Origin of the sequence: Solidesulfovibrio aerotolerans, from assembly GCF_009856865.1 — a bacterium.
GTDB classification, from domain to species: Bacteria; Desulfobacterota; Desulfovibrionia; order Desulfovibrionales; family Desulfovibrionaceae; genus Solidesulfovibrio; species Solidesulfovibrio aerotolerans.
The window spans coordinates 34,133-53,209 of sequence record NZ_WVUD01000007.1 but is presented as its reverse complement, the minus strand read 5'-3'; the positions used below and the strand labels follow the sequence as shown (position 1 = coordinate 53,209).

Annotated in this window: 20 protein-coding genes; 18 read left to right on the top strand and 2 right to left on the bottom strand. The window is 62.7% G+C overall.

From position 1 onward, the window contains the following. The first annotated feature begins 1 nt into the window (after position 1). The 8 genes from GTA51_RS06205 (at position 2) to GTA51_RS06170 (ending at position 7,378) form a co-directional block, all read left to right on the top strand. Complete coding sequence (locus GTA51_RS06205) at positions 2-877, top strand: PilZ domain-containing protein (RefSeq protein ID WP_160959575.1); 876 nt, start codon at positions 2-4, stop codon at positions 875-877. Positions 878-920: 43 nt separating this feature from the next. Then, on the top strand, positions 921-2,141 hold the full coding sequence (coaBC, locus tag GTA51_RS06200) for a bifunctional phosphopantothenoylcysteine decarboxylase/phosphopantothenate--cysteine ligase CoaBC (protein WP_160959574.1): 1,221 nt from the start codon (positions 921-923) through the stop codon (positions 2,139-2,141). Then, complete coding sequence (locus tag GTA51_RS06195; protein ID WP_160959572.1) at positions 2,117-2,845, top strand: hypothetical protein; 729 nt, start codon at positions 2,117-2,119, stop codon at positions 2,843-2,845. The genes coaBC and GTA51_RS06195 overlap by 25 nt, the downstream gene beginning before the upstream one ends. After that, a complete protein-coding gene (locus GTA51_RS06190) occupies positions 2,832-4,193 on the top strand; it encodes an NfeD family protein (RefSeq protein WP_246198013.1) in 1,362 nt (453 codons plus the stop codon). The genes GTA51_RS06195 and GTA51_RS06190 overlap by 14 nt, the downstream gene beginning before the upstream one ends. A 27-nt stretch (positions 4,194-4,220) precedes the next feature. After that, a complete protein-coding gene (locus tag GTA51_RS06185) occupies positions 4,221-5,081 on the top strand; it encodes a slipin family protein (RefSeq protein WP_160959569.1) in 861 nt (286 codons plus the stop codon). 58 nt (positions 5,082-5,139) lie between these two features. Further along, positions 5,140-6,147 (top strand): NAD-dependent epimerase, encoded by a 1,008-nt coding sequence (locus GTA51_RS06180; RefSeq protein WP_160959567.1) that lies wholly within the window; start codon positions 5,140-5,142, stop codon positions 6,145-6,147. An 81-nt stretch (positions 6,148-6,228) separates the two neighbouring features. Beyond that, on the top strand, positions 6,229-6,519 hold the full coding sequence (locus tag GTA51_RS06175; protein ID WP_160959566.1) for a GAK system XXXCH domain-containing protein: 291 nt from the start codon (positions 6,229-6,231) through the stop codon (positions 6,517-6,519). 85 nt (positions 6,520-6,604) lie between these two features. After that, positions 6,605-7,378: a ParA family protein gene (locus GTA51_RS06170; RefSeq protein WP_160959564.1), complete on the top strand. Its 774-nt coding sequence runs from the start codon at positions 6,605-6,607 to the stop codon at positions 7,376-7,378. A 95-nt stretch (positions 7,379-7,473) separates the two neighbouring features. Here the strand turns inward: GTA51_RS06170 and GTA51_RS06165 are convergent, their stop codons facing one another. Next, positions 7,474-7,905, bottom strand: coding sequence for a hypothetical protein (locus tag GTA51_RS06165; RefSeq protein WP_160959682.1), 432 nt, complete (start codon positions 7,903-7,905; stop codon positions 7,474-7,476). Between the two features lie 136 nt (positions 7,906-8,041). Between GTA51_RS06165 and GTA51_RS06160 the strand changes: the two genes are divergently transcribed. The 7 genes from GTA51_RS06160 to GTA51_RS06130 are packed head-to-tail and all read left to right on the top strand — an operon-like array spanning position 8,042 to position 13,585. After that, complete coding sequence (locus GTA51_RS06160; protein ID WP_160959563.1) at positions 8,042-8,971, top strand: ParB/RepB/Spo0J family partition protein; 930 nt, start codon at positions 8,042-8,044, stop codon at positions 8,969-8,971. After that, positions 8,968-10,065: a bifunctional heptose 7-phosphate kinase/heptose 1-phosphate adenyltransferase gene (locus GTA51_RS06155; protein WP_343039483.1), complete on the top strand. Its 1,098-nt coding sequence runs from the start codon at positions 8,968-8,970 to the stop codon at positions 10,063-10,065. The genes GTA51_RS06160 and GTA51_RS06155 overlap by 4 nt, the downstream gene beginning before the upstream one ends. Continuing rightward, complete coding sequence (locus tag GTA51_RS06150) at positions 10,062-10,397, top strand: STAS domain-containing protein (RefSeq protein WP_160959561.1); 336 nt, start codon at positions 10,062-10,064, stop codon at positions 10,395-10,397. The genes GTA51_RS06155 and GTA51_RS06150 overlap by 4 nt, the downstream gene beginning before the upstream one ends. A gap of 27 nt (positions 10,398-10,424) precedes the next feature. Then, on the top strand, positions 10,425-11,195 hold the full coding sequence (locus tag GTA51_RS06145; protein WP_160959560.1) for an ABC transporter permease: 771 nt from the start codon (positions 10,425-10,427) through the stop codon (positions 11,193-11,195). 14 nt (positions 11,196-11,209) lie between these two features. Further along, positions 11,210-12,037, top strand: a complete 828-nt coding sequence (locus GTA51_RS06140; RefSeq protein WP_160959558.1) for an ATP-binding cassette domain-containing protein — start codon at positions 11,210-11,212, stop codon at positions 12,035-12,037. A 4-nt stretch (positions 12,038-12,041) separates the two neighbouring features. Beyond that, positions 12,042-12,953: an MlaD family protein gene (locus tag GTA51_RS06135; RefSeq protein ID WP_160959556.1), complete on the top strand. Its 912-nt coding sequence runs from the start codon at positions 12,042-12,044 to the stop codon at positions 12,951-12,953. Continuing rightward, positions 12,950-13,585 carry an ABC-type transport auxiliary lipoprotein family protein gene (locus tag GTA51_RS06130; RefSeq protein ID WP_160959555.1) on the top strand — a complete coding sequence of 212 codons (636 nt, stop codon included), beginning with the start codon at positions 12,950-12,952 and terminating at the stop codon, positions 13,583-13,585. Before GTA51_RS06135 ends, GTA51_RS06130 begins: the two co-directional genes overlap by 4 nt. A gap of 321 nt (positions 13,586-13,906) precedes the next feature. On the opposite strand, the gene GTA51_RS06125 is transcribed toward GTA51_RS06130, so the two are convergent. After that, positions 13,907-14,917 (bottom strand): glycosyltransferase family protein, encoded by a 1,011-nt coding sequence (locus tag GTA51_RS06125; protein ID WP_160959553.1) that lies wholly within the window; start codon positions 14,915-14,917, stop codon positions 13,907-13,909. 134 nt (positions 14,918-15,051) lie between these two features. On the opposite strand from GTA51_RS06125, the gene ilvD reads away from it, so the two are divergent. From ilvD to hisS, 3 genes are all read left to right on the top strand, one after another. Beyond that, the gene (gene ilvD / locus GTA51_RS06120; protein WP_160959551.1) at positions 15,052-16,728 is read left to right on the top strand and encodes a dihydroxy-acid dehydratase; all 1,677 of its coding nucleotides are present in this window, start codon (positions 15,052-15,054) and stop codon (positions 16,726-16,728) included. A gap of 215 nt (positions 16,729-16,943) precedes the next feature. Beyond that, positions 16,944-17,681, top strand: a complete 738-nt coding sequence (locus GTA51_RS06115; RefSeq protein ID WP_160959550.1) for a class I SAM-dependent methyltransferase — start codon at positions 16,944-16,946, stop codon at positions 17,679-17,681. A gap of 89 nt (positions 17,682-17,770) precedes the next feature. Beyond that, positions 17,771-19,039 carry a histidine--tRNA ligase gene (gene hisS / locus GTA51_RS06110; RefSeq protein ID WP_160959548.1) on the top strand — a complete coding sequence of 423 codons (1,269 nt, stop codon included), beginning with the start codon at positions 17,771-17,773 and terminating at the stop codon, positions 19,037-19,039. The last annotated feature ends 38 nt before the right edge of the window (positions 19,040-19,077 follow it).

Sequence of the window (19,077 nt, the reverse complement as noted above, 5' to 3'; positions counted from 1 at the left end):
CATGGTTTTGGATCTTTTGCGAGGCAAAAAGCCCTCCAAAGAGGCAGAGCAGGAACGGCGGCGAAACGCTGATATCCTGGATCTGGCTATGGGCCAGCGCGCCAAGGTCCATGTCCAATTCGATGAAAAAGACACGAATCTGACTGGCGTGACCGCCACGGTCATGGGGGTCAATGATGCCGCCGTGTTGCTGGAACTGGGCGGCGTGTCCGGCCTCAAAGACCGGTTTCTGAAAAAAAACGTCACCTGTTTTTTTCGCATTATTGAGCGTGATGAACGGCATCGCGAGATTTTTTATAATTTCACCAGCGAGATCCTGCGCATCCGGCAACAGCTCGATGGCCCGCCCCAGATCGCCGTGGCCTTTCCGGCTGCTTTAAACGGTGCCCAACGCCGTAAAAGCCTGCGTATGCGGCCGGATTTTCAACAGTTTTCCCACATTGGCATTTGGAAATACGAGGCCAGCGGTTTCGATATCAACAAACCCTCGGTAGGCCACTGCCATTTTAAAAACGGTTTGGCCCATATCGATAATATTTCCGCCGGCGGATTGCGCTTTGTCGTGCGTCGGCCGCATCTGAAAGAAAGCGCCCTGGACCCCAAAAAAGGGGATCGCTTCATTTTGTTTCTCACCTTTGGCGACAAGGTTCCCAAACTGCGCGAAGAGTATTGGCTGGTGGCCAAGGTCAATAACATCCAGCCCGATCCTGTCTCGGGCGATCTGGCCCTGGGTCTTGAATTTGTCGCCAACGGCGTGCGCCAGCCCGAATCCAGCAAGGTGGAATGGTCCAAAATCACGGATAACGTCATCGACGATCTGGCCCAGCGCATCTATCTCTGGCACGTGGCCCTCTACCGTGATCGGGGACTGACCTGACCCCGAGCTTCCCTTGATGGCCGGCCCTGGCCAAGGACACCCCATGCAGAGCACCCATCTCGATTTTACCGGCTACATGGGCCGACGCATCCATCTTGGCGTCACCGGCTCGGTGGCAGCTTACAAAGCCCTGCCACTCCTGCGCCGGCTGTTGGCCACCGGGGCCGGGGTGGGCGTCACCTTGACCCAAGCGGCCCGGCAATTTGTCACCCCCCTGTCCTTTGAAGCCCTGGGGGCTGATCCGGTCTTTACCGATCTTTTTCTGCCGGATTCGGCCAATTTCGCCCATCTGGCCCCGGCCCAGACCGCCGATCTGCTGGCCATCGTCCCGGCCACGGCCAACACCCTGGCCAAACTGGCCCACGGGCTGGCCGATGATTTGCTGTCCTGCCAGTCCCTGGCCTTTGCCGGGCCGCTGGTCATTGCCCCGGCCATGAATTCCCGCCTGTGGCAGGCCCCGGCCACCCAGGACAACTGGCGCACCCTGCTTGGGCGCGGTGTCATCGGATTAACCCCCCAGTGCGGCCCCATGGCCTGCGGCGAAACCGGCCAGGGGCGTCTGGCTGACGACGACGCCATTTTTGCTACCATGCTGCGCGCCCTGACCCCCCAGGATCTGGCCGGGCGCAGTGTGCTGGTGAGCCTTGGCCCGACCCGGGAATATTTCGACGCCGCCCGGTTTTGGTCCAATCCCTCCACCGGGCGCATGGGAGCCTGTGTGGCCATGGCCGCCTGGCTGCGCGGTGCCACGGTCACGGTGGTGTCCGGTCCGGTATCCTGGTGGTTCCCCCAGGACGTACGGCTGTTGCCGGTGACCAGCGCGGCCCAGATGTATGACGCCTGCCTCGATGTCTGGCCGGACAGCGACTACGGCGTCATGGCGGCTGCCGTGGCCGATTTTTCGCCCTTGCCCCACCCGGGCGGCGGCAAATTTAAAAAAGATGCGGCAAGCGGCCGTCCACCGCTGGAATTTGTCCCCACCCATGATATCCTGGCGGCCATGGGTGGCGTCAAACGGCCCGGGCAATATCTTATCGGCTTTTGCGCCGAGACAGACAATTTGTATGAAAACGCCAAGGGAAAGCTGACCCGCAAACGCTGCGACGCCATCATCGCCAATCCCATCGGCCGCAGCGACGCCGGCTTTGCCGCGGTATCCAACGAAGCCCTGGCCTTGGATGCCGGCGGGCGGCAGGAAACCTGGGGCAGTATCCCCAAAACCGAAATGGCCATGAAAATATGGGACTTCTCGATTCGCTCCTAGAGGTGCCCGAACATCTGCGCGTCTGGCAGATGGCCGGCGTGCGCCATTTCTACCTCGACCCCGACGCGGTTCCGGTGCCGGGCGACAGGCCACCCGGCGACCAGCCCGGCCTTGCCGCCCTGCCTTTAGCCGACAGCCCGGCCGGCGCAGCCTGCGGCCCCGGCAGCGACGCTTCCCCTTGCGCCGCAGCCACGGTCGCAACCCCGAGCGCAGCCGTCCTGGCTGCGTCCGAAGCGTCGCAGACTTCCCCGCCCACTGTCCTGCCGCCCCACCCCGGCGACTGGCCGCAGCCCTGGCCCGGCCTTTTCGCCAAGGCCCCGGCCCGGCCCCGGCTGGTCATCGCCTACCGCGAATTGGGCCTGGATCTCACCGGTCAGGCCGATCCCCGGCGCGGCGGGCTCTGGCGCAACCTTATCCGCGATTTGCGCCTGACCGGCCAAAACGCCGTGGCCTTTTGGCCCCTGGCCCTGCCCCGGGACGGCGAACTGGTGGATCAGCCCGAAGCCTTTGCCGCGGGGCTGGCCCTTTTTTCTCCAGAAATAACGGCTGTTTTCGGTCCCTTGCCCGAAGTGGTGGCCGCAGCCCTGGCCGCCAGAACCGACACGGCCACGTTGCCGATCACCGTGCTTCCCCATCCCGATGTCCTGCTTCAAGGCGACCCGGAGGTCTGGGACCATGTGTGTAGCCTCCTTGGCATCGACTAAGATCCGCCGGTTTTTTCCTGCCTGCGCCCTGCTCCTGGGCTGTCTGCTTTGTGCCGGGCCGAGCCTGGCCTTTACGGTCCTGGATGTGCGTCTGGCCGGGGCCATCTCGCCGGCCCAGGCCGATATGCTCGATGCCGCCTTGGCTTTGGCCGGCAGGCAGGCCAACCCCGATCCAACCCGCCCTGCGGCCCAGGAACAGCGTTTCGATTTGGTCCTGTTACGCCTGGACACTCCGGGCGGCAGTATCGAGGTCATGCGCCGCATGGTCGCTTCCATCCTCAATGCGCCAACCCCGGTGGCGGTCTACGTGAGCCCCGGCGGAGCCCGGGCTGCTTCGGCCGGCGTCTTTCTCGTTGCCGCCGCCGCCGTGGCCGCCATGGCCCCCCAGACCACCATCGGCGCGGCCTCGCCCATTACTGCCAGTGGCGACGATTTGGAGAAGACCGCTGATAAAAAGGTTCGCAACGATCTGCAAAGTCTGGTGCGCGGTCTGGCCGACAAATACGGGCGCAACGTCAACTGGTACAAACAGGCCATCGATCAGGCGGCCAGCTTGAACGCTGCCGAGGCAGTGACTGAAAAAGTGGTGGACTATATCGCGGTGGATCAGGCCGATCTGCTGGTCCAGATCGGCAAGCGCGGCCTGCCCACCCCCACCGGCAAAGTGCGCTTTGACGGCAGTCAGGCCCGGTTTGTCGCCTACGAACCCGGGCCGTGGTATAATCTGCTTTCCTGGCTGCTCGATCCGCAGATCGCCTATGTGTTGCTGCTTATTGGCGTGGCCGGCGTATTTTTCGAGCTGACAACCCCAGGGGCCATCCTGCCCGGCGTGGTTGGCGGCTTGAGCCTTATCGTGGCCCTGTATGCCCTCTCCATTTTGCCGACCAATGCCGCCGGGCTGTTGCTGCTGCTCCTTTCCGGCGGGTTGTTCCTGCTGGAACTGCACGTCACCAGTTTCGGCCTGTTAAGCCTTGCCGCGGTGGCCTCGCTTTTTCTGGGATCGTTGCTGCTTTTCCGCTTTGACGGCAGCAGCGGCCTGCCCTTGGGCCTGATCCTGCCCACCGTGGCCGGGGTTTCCGCCCTGCTCCTTGGCGCGGTCTGGATTTTGTCCCGGTCGCAACGCAGCAAACCCCAAACGGGCCTGGAAGCACTTATCGGCCAGAAAGCCCTGGTGCGCCATTTTAAGGGGCGCATGGGCAAAGTCTTTGTGCACGGCGAAATCTGGGACGCCCGGCTTGTGGGCGACGGCCCGGCCGTGGCCCTGGCCCCGGGTGCGGAGGTCGTCATTGACGGGGTGGAGGAATTTACGTTGTTAGTAAGCTTGGCCACGAAGTCGCCAACGTCCTAACCAAGGCCACCAGGCGCGGAGGATACCATGTTCGGCTATTTGCCACTGCTTGCCATTGTGATTTTTCTGCTCATGGCTTCGCTACGGGTGCTCAATGAATACGAGCGCGGTGTGATCTTTCGCCTGGGCCGCATCATCAAGGCCAAAGGGCCAGGTCTTATTTTGCTCTTCCCGGTCATTGATCGCATGACCAAGGTGTCCCTGCGCACCATTGCCATGGACATACCGCATCAGGACGTTATCACCCGGGACAACGTGAGCATCAAAGTCAATGCCGTGGTCTATTTCCGGGTGGCCGAGCCGATCAAGGCCATCCTGGAGGTCGAGGACTACATGTACGCCACCTCCCAGATTTCCCAGACGACCCTGCGCAGTGTCTGCGGCGGCGTGGAGCTGGATGAAATTTTGGCCCACCGCGACAAGGTCAACGAGCGGGTGCAGACGATTCTGGACGCCCACACCGGCCCGTGGGGCATCAAGGTGGCCAATGTGGAGCTGAAATATATCGATCTGCCCCAGGAGATGCAGCGGGCCATGGCCAAACAGGCCGAGGCCGAGCGTGAACGCCGGGCCAAGATCATCAATGCCGAAGGTGAGTTCCAGGCTGCGGCCCGCTTGGCCGAGGCGGCCGAGATCATCAGCGTTCGGCCCGAAGCCATGCAGTTGCGCTATCTGCAAACCATCCGCGAGATGGCTGCGGAAAGCCAGGCCACGACAATTTTGCCCATCCCACTTGATTTTATCCGCTCTTTTTTTAATGGTCCGAGCCACGCCGCCGCGCCCACAAGTGCCCAGTCCCCGGTGACGGTGGCCCAACCCCGGGAAGGATTGGGAAGAGACGACCCGGCCGTGCCCGGAGCACTTGCAGCTCCCCGGGATGACGCCTGATGTCGTCTCGGTGCCCGGCGTGCCCCAATTTTTGATAGGACTGTTACCCAAAGGAATCATGAATATTCTTGTTACCGGCGCTGCCGGCTTCATCGGCTTCCATCTGTGTCGCCGTTTCTTGTCCATGGGTTTTGACGTTACCGGTCTGGACAACCTCAACCCGTATTATTCCGTTGCCCTGAAAAAGGACCGCATCGCCCTGCTCTCCGCCGACGCCCGGTTCCGGTTCGTCCAGGAAGACATGGTTGACCGTGCGGCCATGGATCGTCTCTTTGACGCCGGCGGCTTTAACTATGTCATCAATCTGGCGGCCCAGGCCGGCGTGCGCCACAGCCTGACGCATCCTGAAGATTACATTAATGCCAATATAATCGGCTACTTCAATATCTTGGAGAATTGCCGCCAGCACAAGGTGGACCATTTTGTGTTCGCCTCGTCGAGTTCGGTCTATGGCTTAAACACCAAGATGCCTTTTTCCGTCCACGACAACGTGGACCATCCGATCAGCCTCTATGCGGCGTCCAAAAAGTCCAACGAGTTGATGGCCCACTCCTACAGCTATCTGTTCGGACTGCCGTGCACCGGGCTGCGTTTTTTCACGGTCTACGGGCCTTGGGGCCGGCCGGACATGGCTTTGTTTTTGTTTGCCAAGGCCATTATCGAGGACAAGCCCATCCAGGTTTTCAACCACGGCAAGATGGAGCGGGATTTCACCTATATCGATGATATCGTCGAAGGTGTTGTCCGGGTGACGCAAAATATTCCCACGCCCAATCCGGCCTGGGACCCGGCGCAGCCAGACCCCAGTTCCAGCATGTGTCCGTACAAGCTGTACAACATCGGCAACAACAACAGTGTCACGTTGCTGGAGTTTATCGAAGCCATTGAATCGGCTCTGGGCAAGAAGGCCATCAAGGAATTTCTGCCGCTCCAGCCCGGCGACGTTCCAGCCACCTGCGCCAATATTGACGATCTGATCAGCGACGTGGGCTTTAAGCCGTCCACCACCATACAGACAGGCATCGCCAATTTTATCGACTGGTATCGTGAGTATTACCTTCATTAATATTGACAGGATGCGTTCGGTCCTCTAATCGGGCCTTTTACAGAACCCTCTCTAACCCGTTTCTAAGGACGGACAGCGGTGATGGAATTCAAGACCACGAAACGTGATCTCGAGGCGGTATTTGCCCAAATCCAAAACCAGGTCGTGGATGCGACGCTGCCTGATGAAGAATTGGTTCACCGCTTGACCCGTCTCGCCCGCAGGATGCATCAACTGGCTCAAGACGCCTGGGCAGACGAGGCCGAGGATTTTTCCCATCTTGCCGGTCAACTGCTCAATGCTGTAAAAAAGGGCGATGTGGAAGGCTGCGTCATGCTCGTCGAGTCTCTTGACGATGCCCAGACCTTTTGCCATCGCACCTTTCGCGAATAAGCCGCTGCCCCGCTGTTTCACGTGAAACAGTCGGGGGAGGCGCGTCTCGACCGTTACGGGACGTATCCGGCCGAGGAGATGCGTCATGGCCCGTGTCATTGTTATTGCCAATCAAAAAGGCGGCGTGGGAAAAACCACCACCGCCGTCAATCTGGCCGCTTCCCTGGCGGTGATGGAAAAAAAAACCCTGCTGATCGACTGCGATCCCCAGGCCAACGCCAGCAGCGGGTTGTCCATCTACCAGGATGCCATCACCGAAAATCTCTATTCCGTCCTGTTTGATCCCCAAAATGCCAGCAAAGCCTTTGTCGGCACGGAACTGCCCTTTTTGACCGTGTTGCCCTCGGCCCCGGACCTCGTGGCCGCAGATATCGAATTGGTGGATAAACCGGGCCGGGAATTTTATCTGCGCAGCCTGATCGAACAGGTGGCCGGGGATTTCGAGTATATCCTGCTCGACTGCCCGCCGTCCCTGGGGCTGGTGACACTCAACGCCTTGTGCGCCGCAACCGAAATGCTCGTGCCGCTGCAGTGCGAATACTACGCCCTGGAAGGCATCGCCCAACTGCTGCGGACCTATGATCAGGTGCGCAAACGGCTCAATCCCCGGCTCAAACTGCTCGGCGTGGTGCTCACCATGTACGACGGCCGCAACAAGCTTAATCGCCACGTCAAACGCGAAGTCTGGAAATGCTTCCCCAAGCTCTATTTCCAAACGCTCATTCCGCGTAATATCCGCCTGTCCGAAGCCCCCAGCTACGGCAAACCCGTGCTCACCCACGATGTCAAATCGCGGGGGGCGGAAGCCTATCTGTCCCTGGCCCAGGAAGTCGTGCGACGCCAGACCGCCGCCGGTTGATACCGGCACGCAGGGAGTTTTCCTGCAGTCGGGACTCCCCATAAAAAAAGCCGCCGGCGCGAACGCCGGCGGCTTTTTTGTGCCTGGGAAACGGATCAGCCCTTTTCGATGTAAGGCTTGCACTCCACGGTCAAATGCTTTTTGAAATGTTTCTTGAGCACCAGGGCCTTGCATGCGGCGCATTGGAAGGTTACCAATCCACCGAGATTGGCGTTTCGCAACCGGAAAACGCGCGGCGTGTCCGCGCGCCAATCATCCGTCTTGGCACCGCAGCAATCGCAGTGGACGTCGTAGGTCGGCGGATAGGTAAAATCCCAATAGGCCAGCAGTTGTTCCAACTCGGCCATGGGTTCGGGCCGTTCGTCCGGCTCCGGCCGGCTGGACGGGTCGAGCTTATACAGAGCCTTGGTCAGGCCCGGCAGCACGGCCTCCTTGCACAGTTCCCAGAGTTGCGGGCTGATGTGGACGCCGCGCGGGGCACCGGCGGCGTCGAAGAGTTCGAGAAAATGGGGCGAAATGGGCGGCACAAATGGCTCCTTGGCTGGCGGCAGGCCGGACCGGGACAGGGTGGTCGCAGCGGCCATTTAAAACAGTATCGGATAAACCTGACAGCGGATGCGCCACGGGCGTCGTCCGAGCACTACAGTAAGAAGGAAAGCATCCATGGCGCAAGCCCAAAAAGGTTTGGGACGGGGACTTGAGGCCCTGCTCGGCGGCTATCAGGACGAACGGGAGGCCGGCGACATCCTGACCCTGGCCCTGGACGCCATTCGGGCCAACCCGGAACAACCGCGCCGCGCTTTTGCCGATGACGCCCTGGCCGAACTGGCCGACTCCATTCGCGCCCAAGGCGTGCTCCAGCCCGTGCTGGTGCGGCCGGTCTCCGGCCCGGGTCAGATCAGCCACGAAATCGTGGCCGGCGAACGTCGCTGGCGGGCCGCTAGACTGGCCGGGTTGACCGAGATTCCCGCCCTTATCCGGGACGTGGACGATGAAACCGGCTTTGCCCTGGCTTTGGTTGAAAATCTCCAGCGCGAAGATCTCAATCCCATGGAAGAGGCGGCCGGCTATCAGTTGCTGGTCAGCCGGTTTGGCCTGAGCCAGGACGCCCTGGCCAAAAAAGTTGGCAAAAGCCGTTCCGCCGTGGCCAATGCTCTGCGCCTTAATGCCCTGGCCGAACCCATGCGCCAGGATCTGGCCGAGGGACGCCTCACCGCCGGCCATGCCCGGGCATTGCTGTCGCTGCCGGAAGGGGCACTCCGTGACGCGTTGTGGCAACGCGTCGTCACCGATGGCCTCAGCGTGCGCGAGGCCGAGGCCGCTGCCGGCTATGCCAAGCAGAACGGTTGCCTGCCCGGGGCGGGAGACGCCCCGGCGGCCGAAACGCCGCCCAAACGCAGCGCCAAGCCGGCCGTGGATGCCCGGCTCGTCGGCCTGGAAGCCCTGCTCACCGAGCGGGCCGGGGTGCTGGTCAAGACCGGGGGCACGGCCGATCACGGCAAGCTCACCTTCCATTTCAGCTCCCGGCGCGAATTGGAGGGGCTTTTGGAGCGCTTCAATCTGCAACCGGCCGCCCTGGGAGACGAGGCGTGAACGCCACCACCGACCTTCCCAGGCTGGCGGCGGCCCTGGAAGCTGTGGCCGGCAAGCCCATCCTGGTTGTCGGCGACTGCATGCTCGACCACTATCTGATGGGCGACGTGGGCCGCATTTCGCCCGAAGCGCCGGTGCCGGTGGTGCGGGTGGCCAGCGAACGCCATACCGCCGGCGGAGCCGGCAACGTGGCGCGCAACCTCGTGGCCCTGGGGGCCAAGCCGTTTCTCGTCTCGGCCACGGGCGATGACGATGCCGGGCGCATGCTGGCCGCCATCCTGGAAAGCGAGGGCATCGAAGCCTTGCTGGTGCGCGACCGCACCCGCCCAACCACCATAAAGACCCGCATCATCGCCCAGAACCAGCAGGTGGTGCGGGTGGACCGCGAATCCGACGCGCCCCTGGCTGACCGGGCCAGACGTGGCCTCATCGACGCCCTGACCAAACTGGCCCGGGAAGCCCGTGTCATCGTGGTTTCCGACTATGCCAAGGGGGTGATCGGCCGCGAACTCATGGACGCCCTGCGCGCCGCCATCGCCGGACTCGATCCCAAACCTCTGGTGCTGGTCGATCCCAAACCGGCCAACGCCGCCTGCTATGCCGGGGTCGATCTGCTCACGCCCAATCTCAAGGAAACGCTCGAAATGGCCGGAGCCCACGGTCTGGGCCGGGAATCCGGGCGTACCGGCGTGCTGCGGGCCGGGTTGGCACTTTTTAAGGCCACGCGGGTCAAGCACCTGTGCGTCACTTTGGGACCGGAAGGCATTGCTCTGTTTCGTTCGCCCTCGGACGTGACCCACCTCCCCACCGTGGCCAAACGGGTCTATGACGTGACCGGGGCCGGCGATTCGGTCATGGCGGCCCTGGCCTGCGGGCTGGCCGCCGGGCTCGACCTGCTCGATGCCTGCGTGCTATCCAACTATTGCGCCGGAATTGCCGTGTCCCAGGTGGGAGCCGTGGCTGTCACGCGCCAGGAACTGGCCGCTGCCCTGGCCACCGCCGTTGCCCCGGCCCTGGAGCGCTGGCTTGAGCCGTCCCGAACAACCTCGACCGCCCCAGACGTCCCAGGCGTCCCAGACGGGAGTTCCTCTTGAGCACGACCTCCGCAAAAACGCCCCCGCCGACCTGGACGCTCACTCGGGGCGATGGACCCGGTCAGGTGATCCTGGCCGGTGAAATAGATTTTTCCTCGACCCCTGAAGTACGTCTGCGCCTCCTTGAAGCAATGGACAACGACGCCCCGGAAATTGTCCTCTCGCTGGCCAAGCTGGTCTATGTTGATAGCTCCGGGCTGGCCCTTTTCATTGAAGCGCGAAAGCACCTGGCCGAAACCGGCCGCACCATCCGTATCGCCGACATTTCGCCGCAAGTCGGCAAACTCTTCAGTCTGACCCAGCTCGGCGGCCTGTTCGGCCTGCCCGAGTAGCGGCAGGCAAGGCGCGCGACAGCGGTTATGGCTCGCAAACAAGACGACCTCGGCGTCCTTGTCGGACTCGTTTCCGGGTTGCTGGCCTGCGCCAGGGATACCGTCAATCCCAGGCACCGCACCAAAACCTATCTGCGCTCGCGCACGGTCAGCCATCTTGCCTGGGTCGGGGCCGATTCTCTGGCAATCGTCAGCATCATTGCCGCCTGTGTCGGCATCATCCTGGCCCTGCAGGCCGCTATTCAACTGGAAAAAGTCGGGGCCATGAGCTATGTGGCCAATCTGGTGGGGTATTCCCTGGTCACCGAGCTTGGGCCGCTTTTGACCTGCCTGATCCTCTCCGGCCGGGCCGGGGCGGCCTTTACCGCGGAAATCGCCACCATGCAGATTAACGAGGAAGTGGACGCCCTCACAGTCATGGGCATCGAGCCGGTGCGGTTTTTGATCTGGCCGAAATTCGTGGCCCTTGGCCTCATGGCGCCGCTTTTGTCCCTGTGGGCCGATGCCGTGGGCATTACGGCCGGCGGCGTGTTCGCTGCCCTGGCCCTGGGGCTGTCCGGCACGGTCTATTTCGAGCAGACGGCCTATTTTCTGACCATGCGCGATGTGCTCTCCGGTCTGGTCAAGGCTGCCGGTTTCGGGGTGGCCATCACCGTCGTCTCCTGCTGGCAGGGGTTATTGGCCCGGGAAGGCGCGGCCGATGTCGGCCGGCGCACCACCAGCGCCGTGGTCCAGTCGATCTTCGTCATGATCCTTTTGGATTTGTTTTTTACAGCTCTCAATTATAGTTTCCGGTAAAAAAGGAGTCCCCTGTGACCGGTCGGCTGGAATCCCCTGACATCGCCCTGACCGACGTCAGCGTCGGCTATGGGGACCGGGTGGTGCTTTCGGGCATCACCACGGTGCTGCCCGGGGGCAAGGTCAGCGTGATCCTCGGCGGCTCGGGCTGCGGCAAATCCACCTTGCTGCGAAACATTATCGGCTTGGTTCCCATTCAAAGCGGCCGCATCGTCCTTGGCGGCCGGGATATGGAACACCTTTCCCCCGAAGACCGGCTGGACACGCGACGGCGCATGGGCGTGCTCTTTCAGGATGGGGCGCTGCTCGGCTCGTTGCGGCTGGGCGAGAACATCGCCCTGCCCCTGCGCGAACATACCGAGCTGACCAATTCGCTGATCGAAGAGGTCGTTGGCATGAAGCTCAAACTGGTGGGGCTGGCCGATTTCACGGACTATTTTCCCAGCGAACTGTCGGGTGGGATGCGCAAACGGGCCGGACTGGCCCGGGCCATGGCCCTGGACCCGGCCGTGCTCCTGTGCGACGAGCCCACCTCCGGGTTGGACCCCATCACCGCAGCCGACATGGACCAACTCATCCTCGAACTGCGAACCACCTTTGATATGACCATCGTTGTCGTCACCCACGACCTGCAAAGTCTCACCGCCATTGCCGATCACGTGGTGGTCTTAAGCGAGGGCAAAATGCTCTTTGAGGGTTCACTCCCCGAACTGACTGCCTGCGACGATCCGTTTATCCGACAGTTTCTAGCCCGCCAGCCCAACCGCGAAAGCCGCATCCTGGGCGAGAACTGGGCCACCATGATCGAAAAACGGCGCGATTTGAGCGCCGGGAGGCCCTGATACCATGCTCACCGCCAAGGCCAGCCGGTCGGAATACGTCAAGGCCGCCGTGACCCTGGCCCTGGGGTTGTGCATCCTCGGGGGCTTTATGGTGGTGCTGGGCGGCAACTGGTTCTGGGTCAAATACGATTTCTACGACATCCGTTTTCCTTCCATCAAGGATTTGAGCCGCGGCCGGCCGGTCAAATATGCCGGCCTGGATGTGGGGCGCGTGGAGGCCATCACCCTGGATCTGGCCGATCCCCGCTTCATAGCAGTTAAGGTGGCCATCAAACAGGGCTTTCCCCTTTTCACCGGCACCGTGGCCCGCATTGCCCAAAAGGGTCTGGTCGGCGATTACTACGTGCTGCTCGAACTGCGCGGAGTACCTGGTGCCCAGTTTGCACCTGGCGGGACCATCCCGGCCGTGGTCACCATGGACATGCAGGAACTGGCGGCCAAGGCCGGCGAACTCCTCGACGACATCAAACCCAAAATCACCGACATCGCCGACAACATTGCAAAGTTGTTTACGCCAGAAAATTCCGAAGCGCTCAAAAAAGCCCTGGAAGGAACCCCGGAACTGGTTAATGATCTACGATTGGCAGCGGGCGACTTCCGCAAAAATTGGGAGTCCCTTTCGAGCAAGGGCGGCAAGGCGGCCGAAACCCTGGACGCAAGCCTTAAGCGCATGGACAAGACCGTAACCACCATCGAGGCCGAACTGACCAAGACCCTGGCCAACTTCCGCACCCAGGCGATAAGCGTCGGCGGACTCGTGGGCGATGTGCGCCAGGGGTTTAACTACGACCAGGAACAAATTGAAGACATTTTAAAAAACCTCAACCGGACGAGCCGGGATGTCCGGGAGCTTTCCGCCCGTTTGCGGGAACGCCCCTGGGAACTGCTCCGGCCGCCCTCAGGACCAGCCAAATGAAGTACGCCACTGCCCTGGGCCGACTGGCCCTGCTCGGCCTTGTTGCCGCCTGTCTGGCCGGCTGTTTCGGCAAACCGCCGCCGGAGCAACGCTATCTGCGCGTGGCCATGGAATCGACGCCCTGCCCCGGTTCCGCCAGCCAACAGCATCGCCTGCCCCTGGGGTTTAAGCCGCTGAAGTCCCTGGAAAACCTCGACCGCACGGCCGTCATGACCGCCCAGAACCAAGTTTTAACCGCAAGCCTTCAGTATTATTGGGAAGGTCCGCCCCAGGATGTCGTTGGGGGCATTTTGCGCCAGGGCATCGAATGCCAGTCCACGGCCCTGACCCCGGTGGACTACCAGCCCCGGGTCGAACACGACGCCGTGCTCACCGGCGAAGTCACCGCCTTTAATGTGGACTACACCGACGGCGGCCGCTTCGTGGTCTCCCTACACCTCGACCTGTGGACCAAAAACATGGGCGCGCGGATTTCCACCGGCGATTTCAACGCCTACGCCCCGCTGGACGACTTTAAGGGCGACACCATTGCCAAGGCCGCAACCAGCGCCCTGGGCCGGGTCACCCCCAAAGTCATCGAGTGGCTGGATCAGGGCATGCCAAAATTGCAAAAAGCCATGGAACGCAAGTAAGGCCGTAAAGGATTTTTTTCAAGAAAATGCGGCCCTTGGCCGCTGGCGAGTTGGGCGTTGGGATTTGGGTGGTTGGGCCAGCCGGGCTTTGACGGCTGGCCCAACCACCCAAATCCCAACGCCCATTCTCTTGCACGCCCCGCCGCCCTGCCACCCCGCCCTCCCAGTCGCAACCACCCACCCATCCCGTCGAGGGGTCCGGGGGGATCATCCCCCCGGTGGGGTTCGGGGCAAAGCCCCGATTCTCCGCCTCCTGCCTTCCTCCTCCACCTTCCACCCTTCTCTCCCCGCCCTCGCCGCCGGCCATCCCTCCCCGCTTCGCTAGGGCCGGGACATATCCAGAAAAAACTGCCGTTCGCTCACAGGCAGCGGCAGGCCTTCGTCTGTGGCGAGCATGGCGAACGCTTTGCGCATTTCCGGGTGCACCGTTTGGATGGCGGCCATTCTTTGGGCTGGCGCGCCGGTTTGGGCCAAGTGCAGGGCTGTGTCGAGGATTTGGCGGGCGCGGTGAAGGACGGTGTGCCGGGCCAGGGTCTTGCGTTTGCCGGCAGCGGCGATGGCGGCCAGGGTGGCCGGGTCGGCAAGCGTTGCCCGGGCCACGGCGGCGGCATGACCGGCATCGCCACGGGTGTAGGTGAGGCACTCAAGGCCTGGCGTAAAGAGGTCGGCCAGGCCGTTATGGGTTGCTTCGGTTAAAACGGCAGCACCGCAGGCCATGGCCTGGAACAGGCGGAAATTGAGTTCGCCGGCTGCGGATTGATTCAAAACGATCTGGCTGCGGGCGAAGATGGGCGGGTAGGCGCCTTGTTTGGCGAAAAGTGGTGCCTGGGCGCGAAAGGCGTCGAGGAAGGCTTTGCGGCCGGGGTTGGCAAAGCTTTTGAGCGTGCCGACGAAGCTCACGGGAATGTCGCGGGGGATAAGCGGGTCGCGGTCAACGGTTGGATCGCAAAAAAGCGGCATCCAGGCGGCGGGCCGGTTGGTTGGCGCAGCGGCAAACAGTGGCAGATAGTCTTTTTGGGCCACGAAAACGGCGTCAAAGCCGGCGCTGTAGGGGACATGCCAGGGGTTTAAGTACTGGTCCACGGAATAGCCGATGACCACGGCCGGCAGATTTTCAAAGCCGAAAATCCAGGGAGGTTGGCAGGCGTCGCACCAAAGGATCAGATCCGGGCGCATGTCCTTGGCCGCGAGCACTTCCAGAAACCGTTTACAGGAGAGCGGCTGGTCGAGATGGACGTCACAGTCGGGCGTGGTGCCGATGGCCAGGACGTCGTGGCCGAGTTTGCGGAAAGTGGGGACGAAGGCCGGGTGGTGGAGATTAACGATGCGCATTCAGGCTCCGGCGGGAAGGCTTTGGTAGATGTGGGCTGGGGCGAGGGCGGGCCGGCCTTGCCAGTCGGGTGGTGATTGTGGAAAACTCCACGTTCCGGCGCACGGCCGGACAACCCTCCCCCAAGGAAACCGTCATGCGCAGTTCGCTTTTCAAATCCGGGCTGGAAAAGGCCCCGCACCGTTCGTTGCTCTACGCTCTTGGTCTGACGAAAGAGGAAATGGAGCGCCCGCTGATTGGCGTGGTCAATTCCGCCAACGAGGTCGTTCCCGGCCACATCCATTTGAACACCATTGCCGAAGCGGTCAAGGCCGGCATCCGTATGGCTGGCGGCACGCCCATGACCTTCCCGGTTATCGGCGTGTGCGACGGGTTGGCCATGAACCATGCCGGCATGCATTTTTCCCTGGTCAGCCGCGAGATCATCGCCGATTCCATCGAGATCATGGCCTCGGCCCATCCCTTTGACGCGTTGGTGTGCATCCCCAACTGCGACAAGGTGGTGCCTGGGATGCTTATGGCCATGCTGCGGCTCAATATCCCGTCGATAATCGTGAGCGGCGGCCCCATGCTGGCGGGCGTCACCGACGCCGGGCAGGTCGATCTCATCGACGTGTTCGAGGCCGTGGGCAAATTCAAGCGCGGCACCATGGACGCCGAGGGGCTGGAGGAACTGGAGCAAAACGCCTGTCCGGGCTGCGGCTCATGTTCGGGCATGTTTACGGCCAATTCCATGAACTGCCTGTCCGAGTCCGTGGGCCTGGGGCTTCCCGGCAACGGCACCATCCCGGCCGTGACGGCCAAGCGGGTGCGCCTCGCCAAGACGGCCGGCATGCGCGTCATGGATCTGCTGGCCAAAAACATCCGGCCCCGGGATATCGTCACGGCCAAGAGCATCGAAAACGCCGTGACCATGGACATGGCCCTGGGCTGTTCCACCAACACGGTGCTCCATCTGCCGGCCGTTTTTGCCGAAGCCGGTCTGCCGCTCACACTTGATATCTTTGACGCCATTTCGCGCAAAACCCCGAATTTGTGCAAGCTGTCCCCGGCCGGCAAGCACTATCTGGACGATCTGGAGCGGGCCGGTGGCATCCCGGCGGTCATGTCCGAGTTGGCCACGCGGGGGCTGATTCACCTCGACGTCATGACCGCTACGGGCAAGACGCTGGGGGAAAATCTGACGGATTTGAAGGCGCGGGTGCGCAATTTCGACGTCATCCGGGCCAAGGAGCCCTATGCCAACGAGGGCGGCATCGCGATTTTGCGCGGCAGTCTGGCTCCCGACGGGGCCGTGGTCAAGCAGTCGGCCGTCCTGCCGGCCATGATGCGCCACGCCGGCCCGGCCCGGGTGTTTGACAGCGAGGAAGCGGCCAATACGGCCATCCTTGGCGGCCAGATCAACCCCGGCGACGTGGTGGTCATCCGCTACGAAGGACCGCAGGGCGGGCCGGGTATGCGCGAAATGCTCTCCCCCACCTCCAATATCATGGGCATGGGCCTGGGCGAATCCGTGGCCCTTATTACCGACGGGCGCTTTAGCGGCGGCACGCGCGGCGCGGCCATCGGCCACGTCTCGCCCGAGGCGGCCGACGACGGCCCCATTGGCTTGGTCCGCGAAGGTGATCGCATCGAAATCGATATCCCGGGCCGCCGGCTCGATGTCTGCGTGGACGCGGCCGAATTGGAGGCCCGTCGGGCAACACTGGTCCATCCCGAAAAGGTCATTGAATCGCCGCTGTTGCGCCGCTATGCATCCCTGGTCAAATCGGCTGCCCAGGGTGCTGTGTACAAGGACCCCCGGGGACGGTAGAAGACAGGGCTGCGCCTGGACCGCCGGGTGCAGCCCTGCCAGCCTGCCTGTGGGCGGCCGCCCACGGACACCTGCCCGGCCAGGGCGGTCCGGGCAGGGCAACACGCCACCGCCTTTGCCGGAATCGCCAAAGGGAGGGAAGGTGGTCGGGCGAGGACTGTTGCTTGCCTTGGGCAAACGGCCCGGGGAGCCTTGCCGGCTGCTTCGCACACGCCATGTGGGACAAAGAAACCGCCCGACGCTACGATGCCTGGTTTCAGACCGAAGCCGGGTCGTTTGCGCTCAAGCGCGAACTGCGCCTTTTGGAACGCATGACCGCAGCCTGGCCCCGGCGCGGCCAGCGGCTGCTGGAGATTGGCTGCGGCACCGGGGTGTTCCTGGAAGTGCTGCACCACAGCGGCTTTGACGTCACCGGCCTGGATGCGTCGCCGGATATGCTGGAGCAGGCCCGGGGACGCCTGGGCAATCGGGCCGATCTGCACCTGGGCGACGCCGGGCATCTGCCTTTTGATGACAAGGCCTATGATTACGCCGTGTTGCTGACCGTGCTGGAATTTTGCCCTGATCCGGCCCTGGTGCTGCAAGAGGCGGCCCGGGTGGCCCGAAAGGCCGTGCTGGTGGGGTTTTTAAACCGTTTTTCGTTCTACGGGCTGTCCTCAAAGCTCTGGCCTGGGTCCACGGGCAAGCTGTTGCGCAACGCCTGCTGGTTTACCCCCTGGGGGCTGACCGGTCTGGTGCGCCAAAGCCTGGGGCCGCGTCCCCTGCGGCTGGGGTCGGTGCTTGTCGGACCGAAATCCACCTGGCGCGAGGCCTCGCCATGGCGGCAGCTCAATTCGCTCATGTTGCCGGTGCCGGTGGGGGCTATTTGCGCCTGCGCGGTCAATCTGACGCGCGAGCCGGTGGTGACGCCGCTGCCGGCCTTTGGGGCCAAGGCAGGCGCGTGCGCCGGGTAGCGCCCGGCCTTTTGACAAGGCGAGCGCCCTGATCTAGGGTAGCCCTCTTTTTTAACGACGCGACACCATCGCCCAGCCCGGCGGATTCAATGGAAAAAATACAGAAAATCAAAGGCTTTGCCGATCTCTTTCCGCCCGATTCCAGTGTGTTCTCGTTTATCGAGGCCACTGCCCGGGACGTGTTCTCCCGCTACGGTTACAAAGAATTGCGCGTTCCCATCCTCGAACGCACCGAACTCTTTTGCCGCTCCATCGGCGAGGAAACCGATGTGGTCCAGAAGGAAATGTACACCTTCCCGGACCGCAAAGGCCGCTCGCTCACCCTGCGCCCCGAAGCCACGGCCAGCGTCATGCGCGCCCTGGTCGAAGAAGGCCGCGCCAGCGAAGGTCTGGCCAAATACTACGCCTACGGGCCGATGTTTCGCTACGAACGGCCGCAAAAAGGCCGCATGCGCCAGTTCCACCAGATCGACGTTGAAGCCGTCGGCTCCCCCGACGCCCTGCTCGACGCCGAAGTGCTGCTCATGCTCGACCAGTATCTGCGCGCGCTGGGGCTGACCAACCTGACCATCGAACTCAATTCACTCGGTTGCCGCGACTGCCGGCCGGTCTTTCTCGATACCCTGCGCGAGTTTTTAAAGGGCATGCACAAGGAACGGCTTTGCGACGACTGCATGCGCCGCAAGCTCACCAACCCGCTGCGCGTGCTGGACTGCAAGGTGCCGACCTGCAAGGAATATACGGCCGACGCGCCCAAAATAACCGATCATCTCTGCCCGGACTGCGCCGAGCATTTCGCCGTGGTGCGCCGCATCCTCGACGGGGCCGGGTTGGCTTACAGCCTGAGTCCCCGGCTGGTGCGCGGCCTGGATTACTACGTGCGCACCACCTTTGAGATCGTCTCCGGCGACATCGGCTCCCAATCCTCCGTGGCCGGCGGTGGCCGCTACGATGGCTTGGTCCACTCCATCGGCGGCCCGGACGTGCCCGGCGTCGGCTTTGCCTGCGGCATGGAGCGGCTGGCTTTGCTCATTGATAAAACGGCCGACCCCGCCCCCGATTTCGCCCTGGTCGTTCTCGACGCCACCGGCCTGGAACGCGGCCTGCTGCTGGCCCAGGAGCTGCGCCTGGCCGGGTTTGGCGGCGAAGCGCCCTACGCCGCCAAAAGCGCCAAAAGCCAGATGCGCGCGGCGGATAAGTCCAAAGCCGCCTTCTGCCTGGTGCTCGGCACGGACGAACTGGCCGCCAATACCGTGGTGGTCAAAAATATGCGGGCCGGCGGCCAGGAAACAATCGGCCAGGCCCTGCTCGCCGCCTACCTGCGCGCCCGCCTGGAAGAAGGCAGAGCGCAAGAATAAGAAATCCGGGGCGCTGCCCCACCGGCTTGAAAAAAGGA

What these genes read in the sequence shown, in the direction of transcription:
- GTA51_RS06205 (WP_160959575.1), top strand. Translation starts at nt 2, where the DNA reads ATGGTTTTGGATCTTTTGCGAGGCAAAAAGCCCTCCAAAGAGGCAGAG.
- coaBC (WP_160959574.1), top strand. Translation starts at nt 921, where the DNA reads ATGCAGAGCACCCATCTCGATTTTACCGGCTACATGGGCCGACGCATC.
- GTA51_RS06195 (WP_160959572.1), top strand. Translation starts at nt 2,117, where the DNA reads ATGGGACTTCTCGATTCGCTCCTAGAGGTGCCCGAACATCTGCGCGTC.
- GTA51_RS06185 (WP_160959569.1), top strand. Translation starts at nt 4,221, where the DNA reads ATGTTCGGCTATTTGCCACTGCTTGCCATTGTGATTTTTCTGCTCATG.
- GTA51_RS06180 (WP_160959567.1), top strand. Translation starts at nt 5,140, where the DNA reads ATGAATATTCTTGTTACCGGCGCTGCCGGCTTCATCGGCTTCCATCTG.
- GTA51_RS06175 (WP_160959566.1), top strand. Translation starts at nt 6,229, where the DNA reads ATGGAATTCAAGACCACGAAACGTGATCTCGAGGCGGTATTTGCCCAA.
- GTA51_RS06170 (WP_160959564.1), top strand. Translation starts at nt 6,605, where the DNA reads ATGGCCCGTGTCATTGTTATTGCCAATCAAAAAGGCGGCGTGGGAAAA.
- GTA51_RS06160 (WP_160959563.1), top strand. Translation starts at nt 8,042, where the DNA reads ATGGCGCAAGCCCAAAAAGGTTTGGGACGGGGACTTGAGGCCCTGCTC.
- GTA51_RS06145 (WP_160959560.1), top strand. Translation starts at nt 10,425, where the DNA reads ATGGCTCGCAAACAAGACGACCTCGGCGTCCTTGTCGGACTCGTTTCC.
- GTA51_RS06135 (WP_160959556.1), top strand. Translation starts at nt 12,042, where the DNA reads ATGCTCACCGCCAAGGCCAGCCGGTCGGAATACGTCAAGGCCGCCGTG.
- GTA51_RS06130 (WP_160959555.1), top strand. Translation starts at nt 12,950, where the DNA reads ATGAAGTACGCCACTGCCCTGGGCCGACTGGCCCTGCTCGGCCTTGTT.
- GTA51_RS06125 (WP_160959553.1), bottom strand. Translation starts at nt 14,917, where the DNA reads ATGCGCATCGTTAATCTCCACCACCCGGCCTTCGTCCCCACTTTCCGC.
- ilvD (WP_160959551.1), top strand. Translation starts at nt 15,052, where the DNA reads ATGCGCAGTTCGCTTTTCAAATCCGGGCTGGAAAAGGCCCCGCACCGT.
- GTA51_RS06115 (WP_160959550.1), top strand. Translation starts at nt 16,944, where the DNA reads ATGTGGGACAAAGAAACCGCCCGACGCTACGATGCCTGGTTTCAGACC.
- hisS (WP_160959548.1), top strand. Translation starts at nt 17,771, where the DNA reads ATGGAAAAAATACAGAAAATCAAAGGCTTTGCCGATCTCTTTCCGCCC.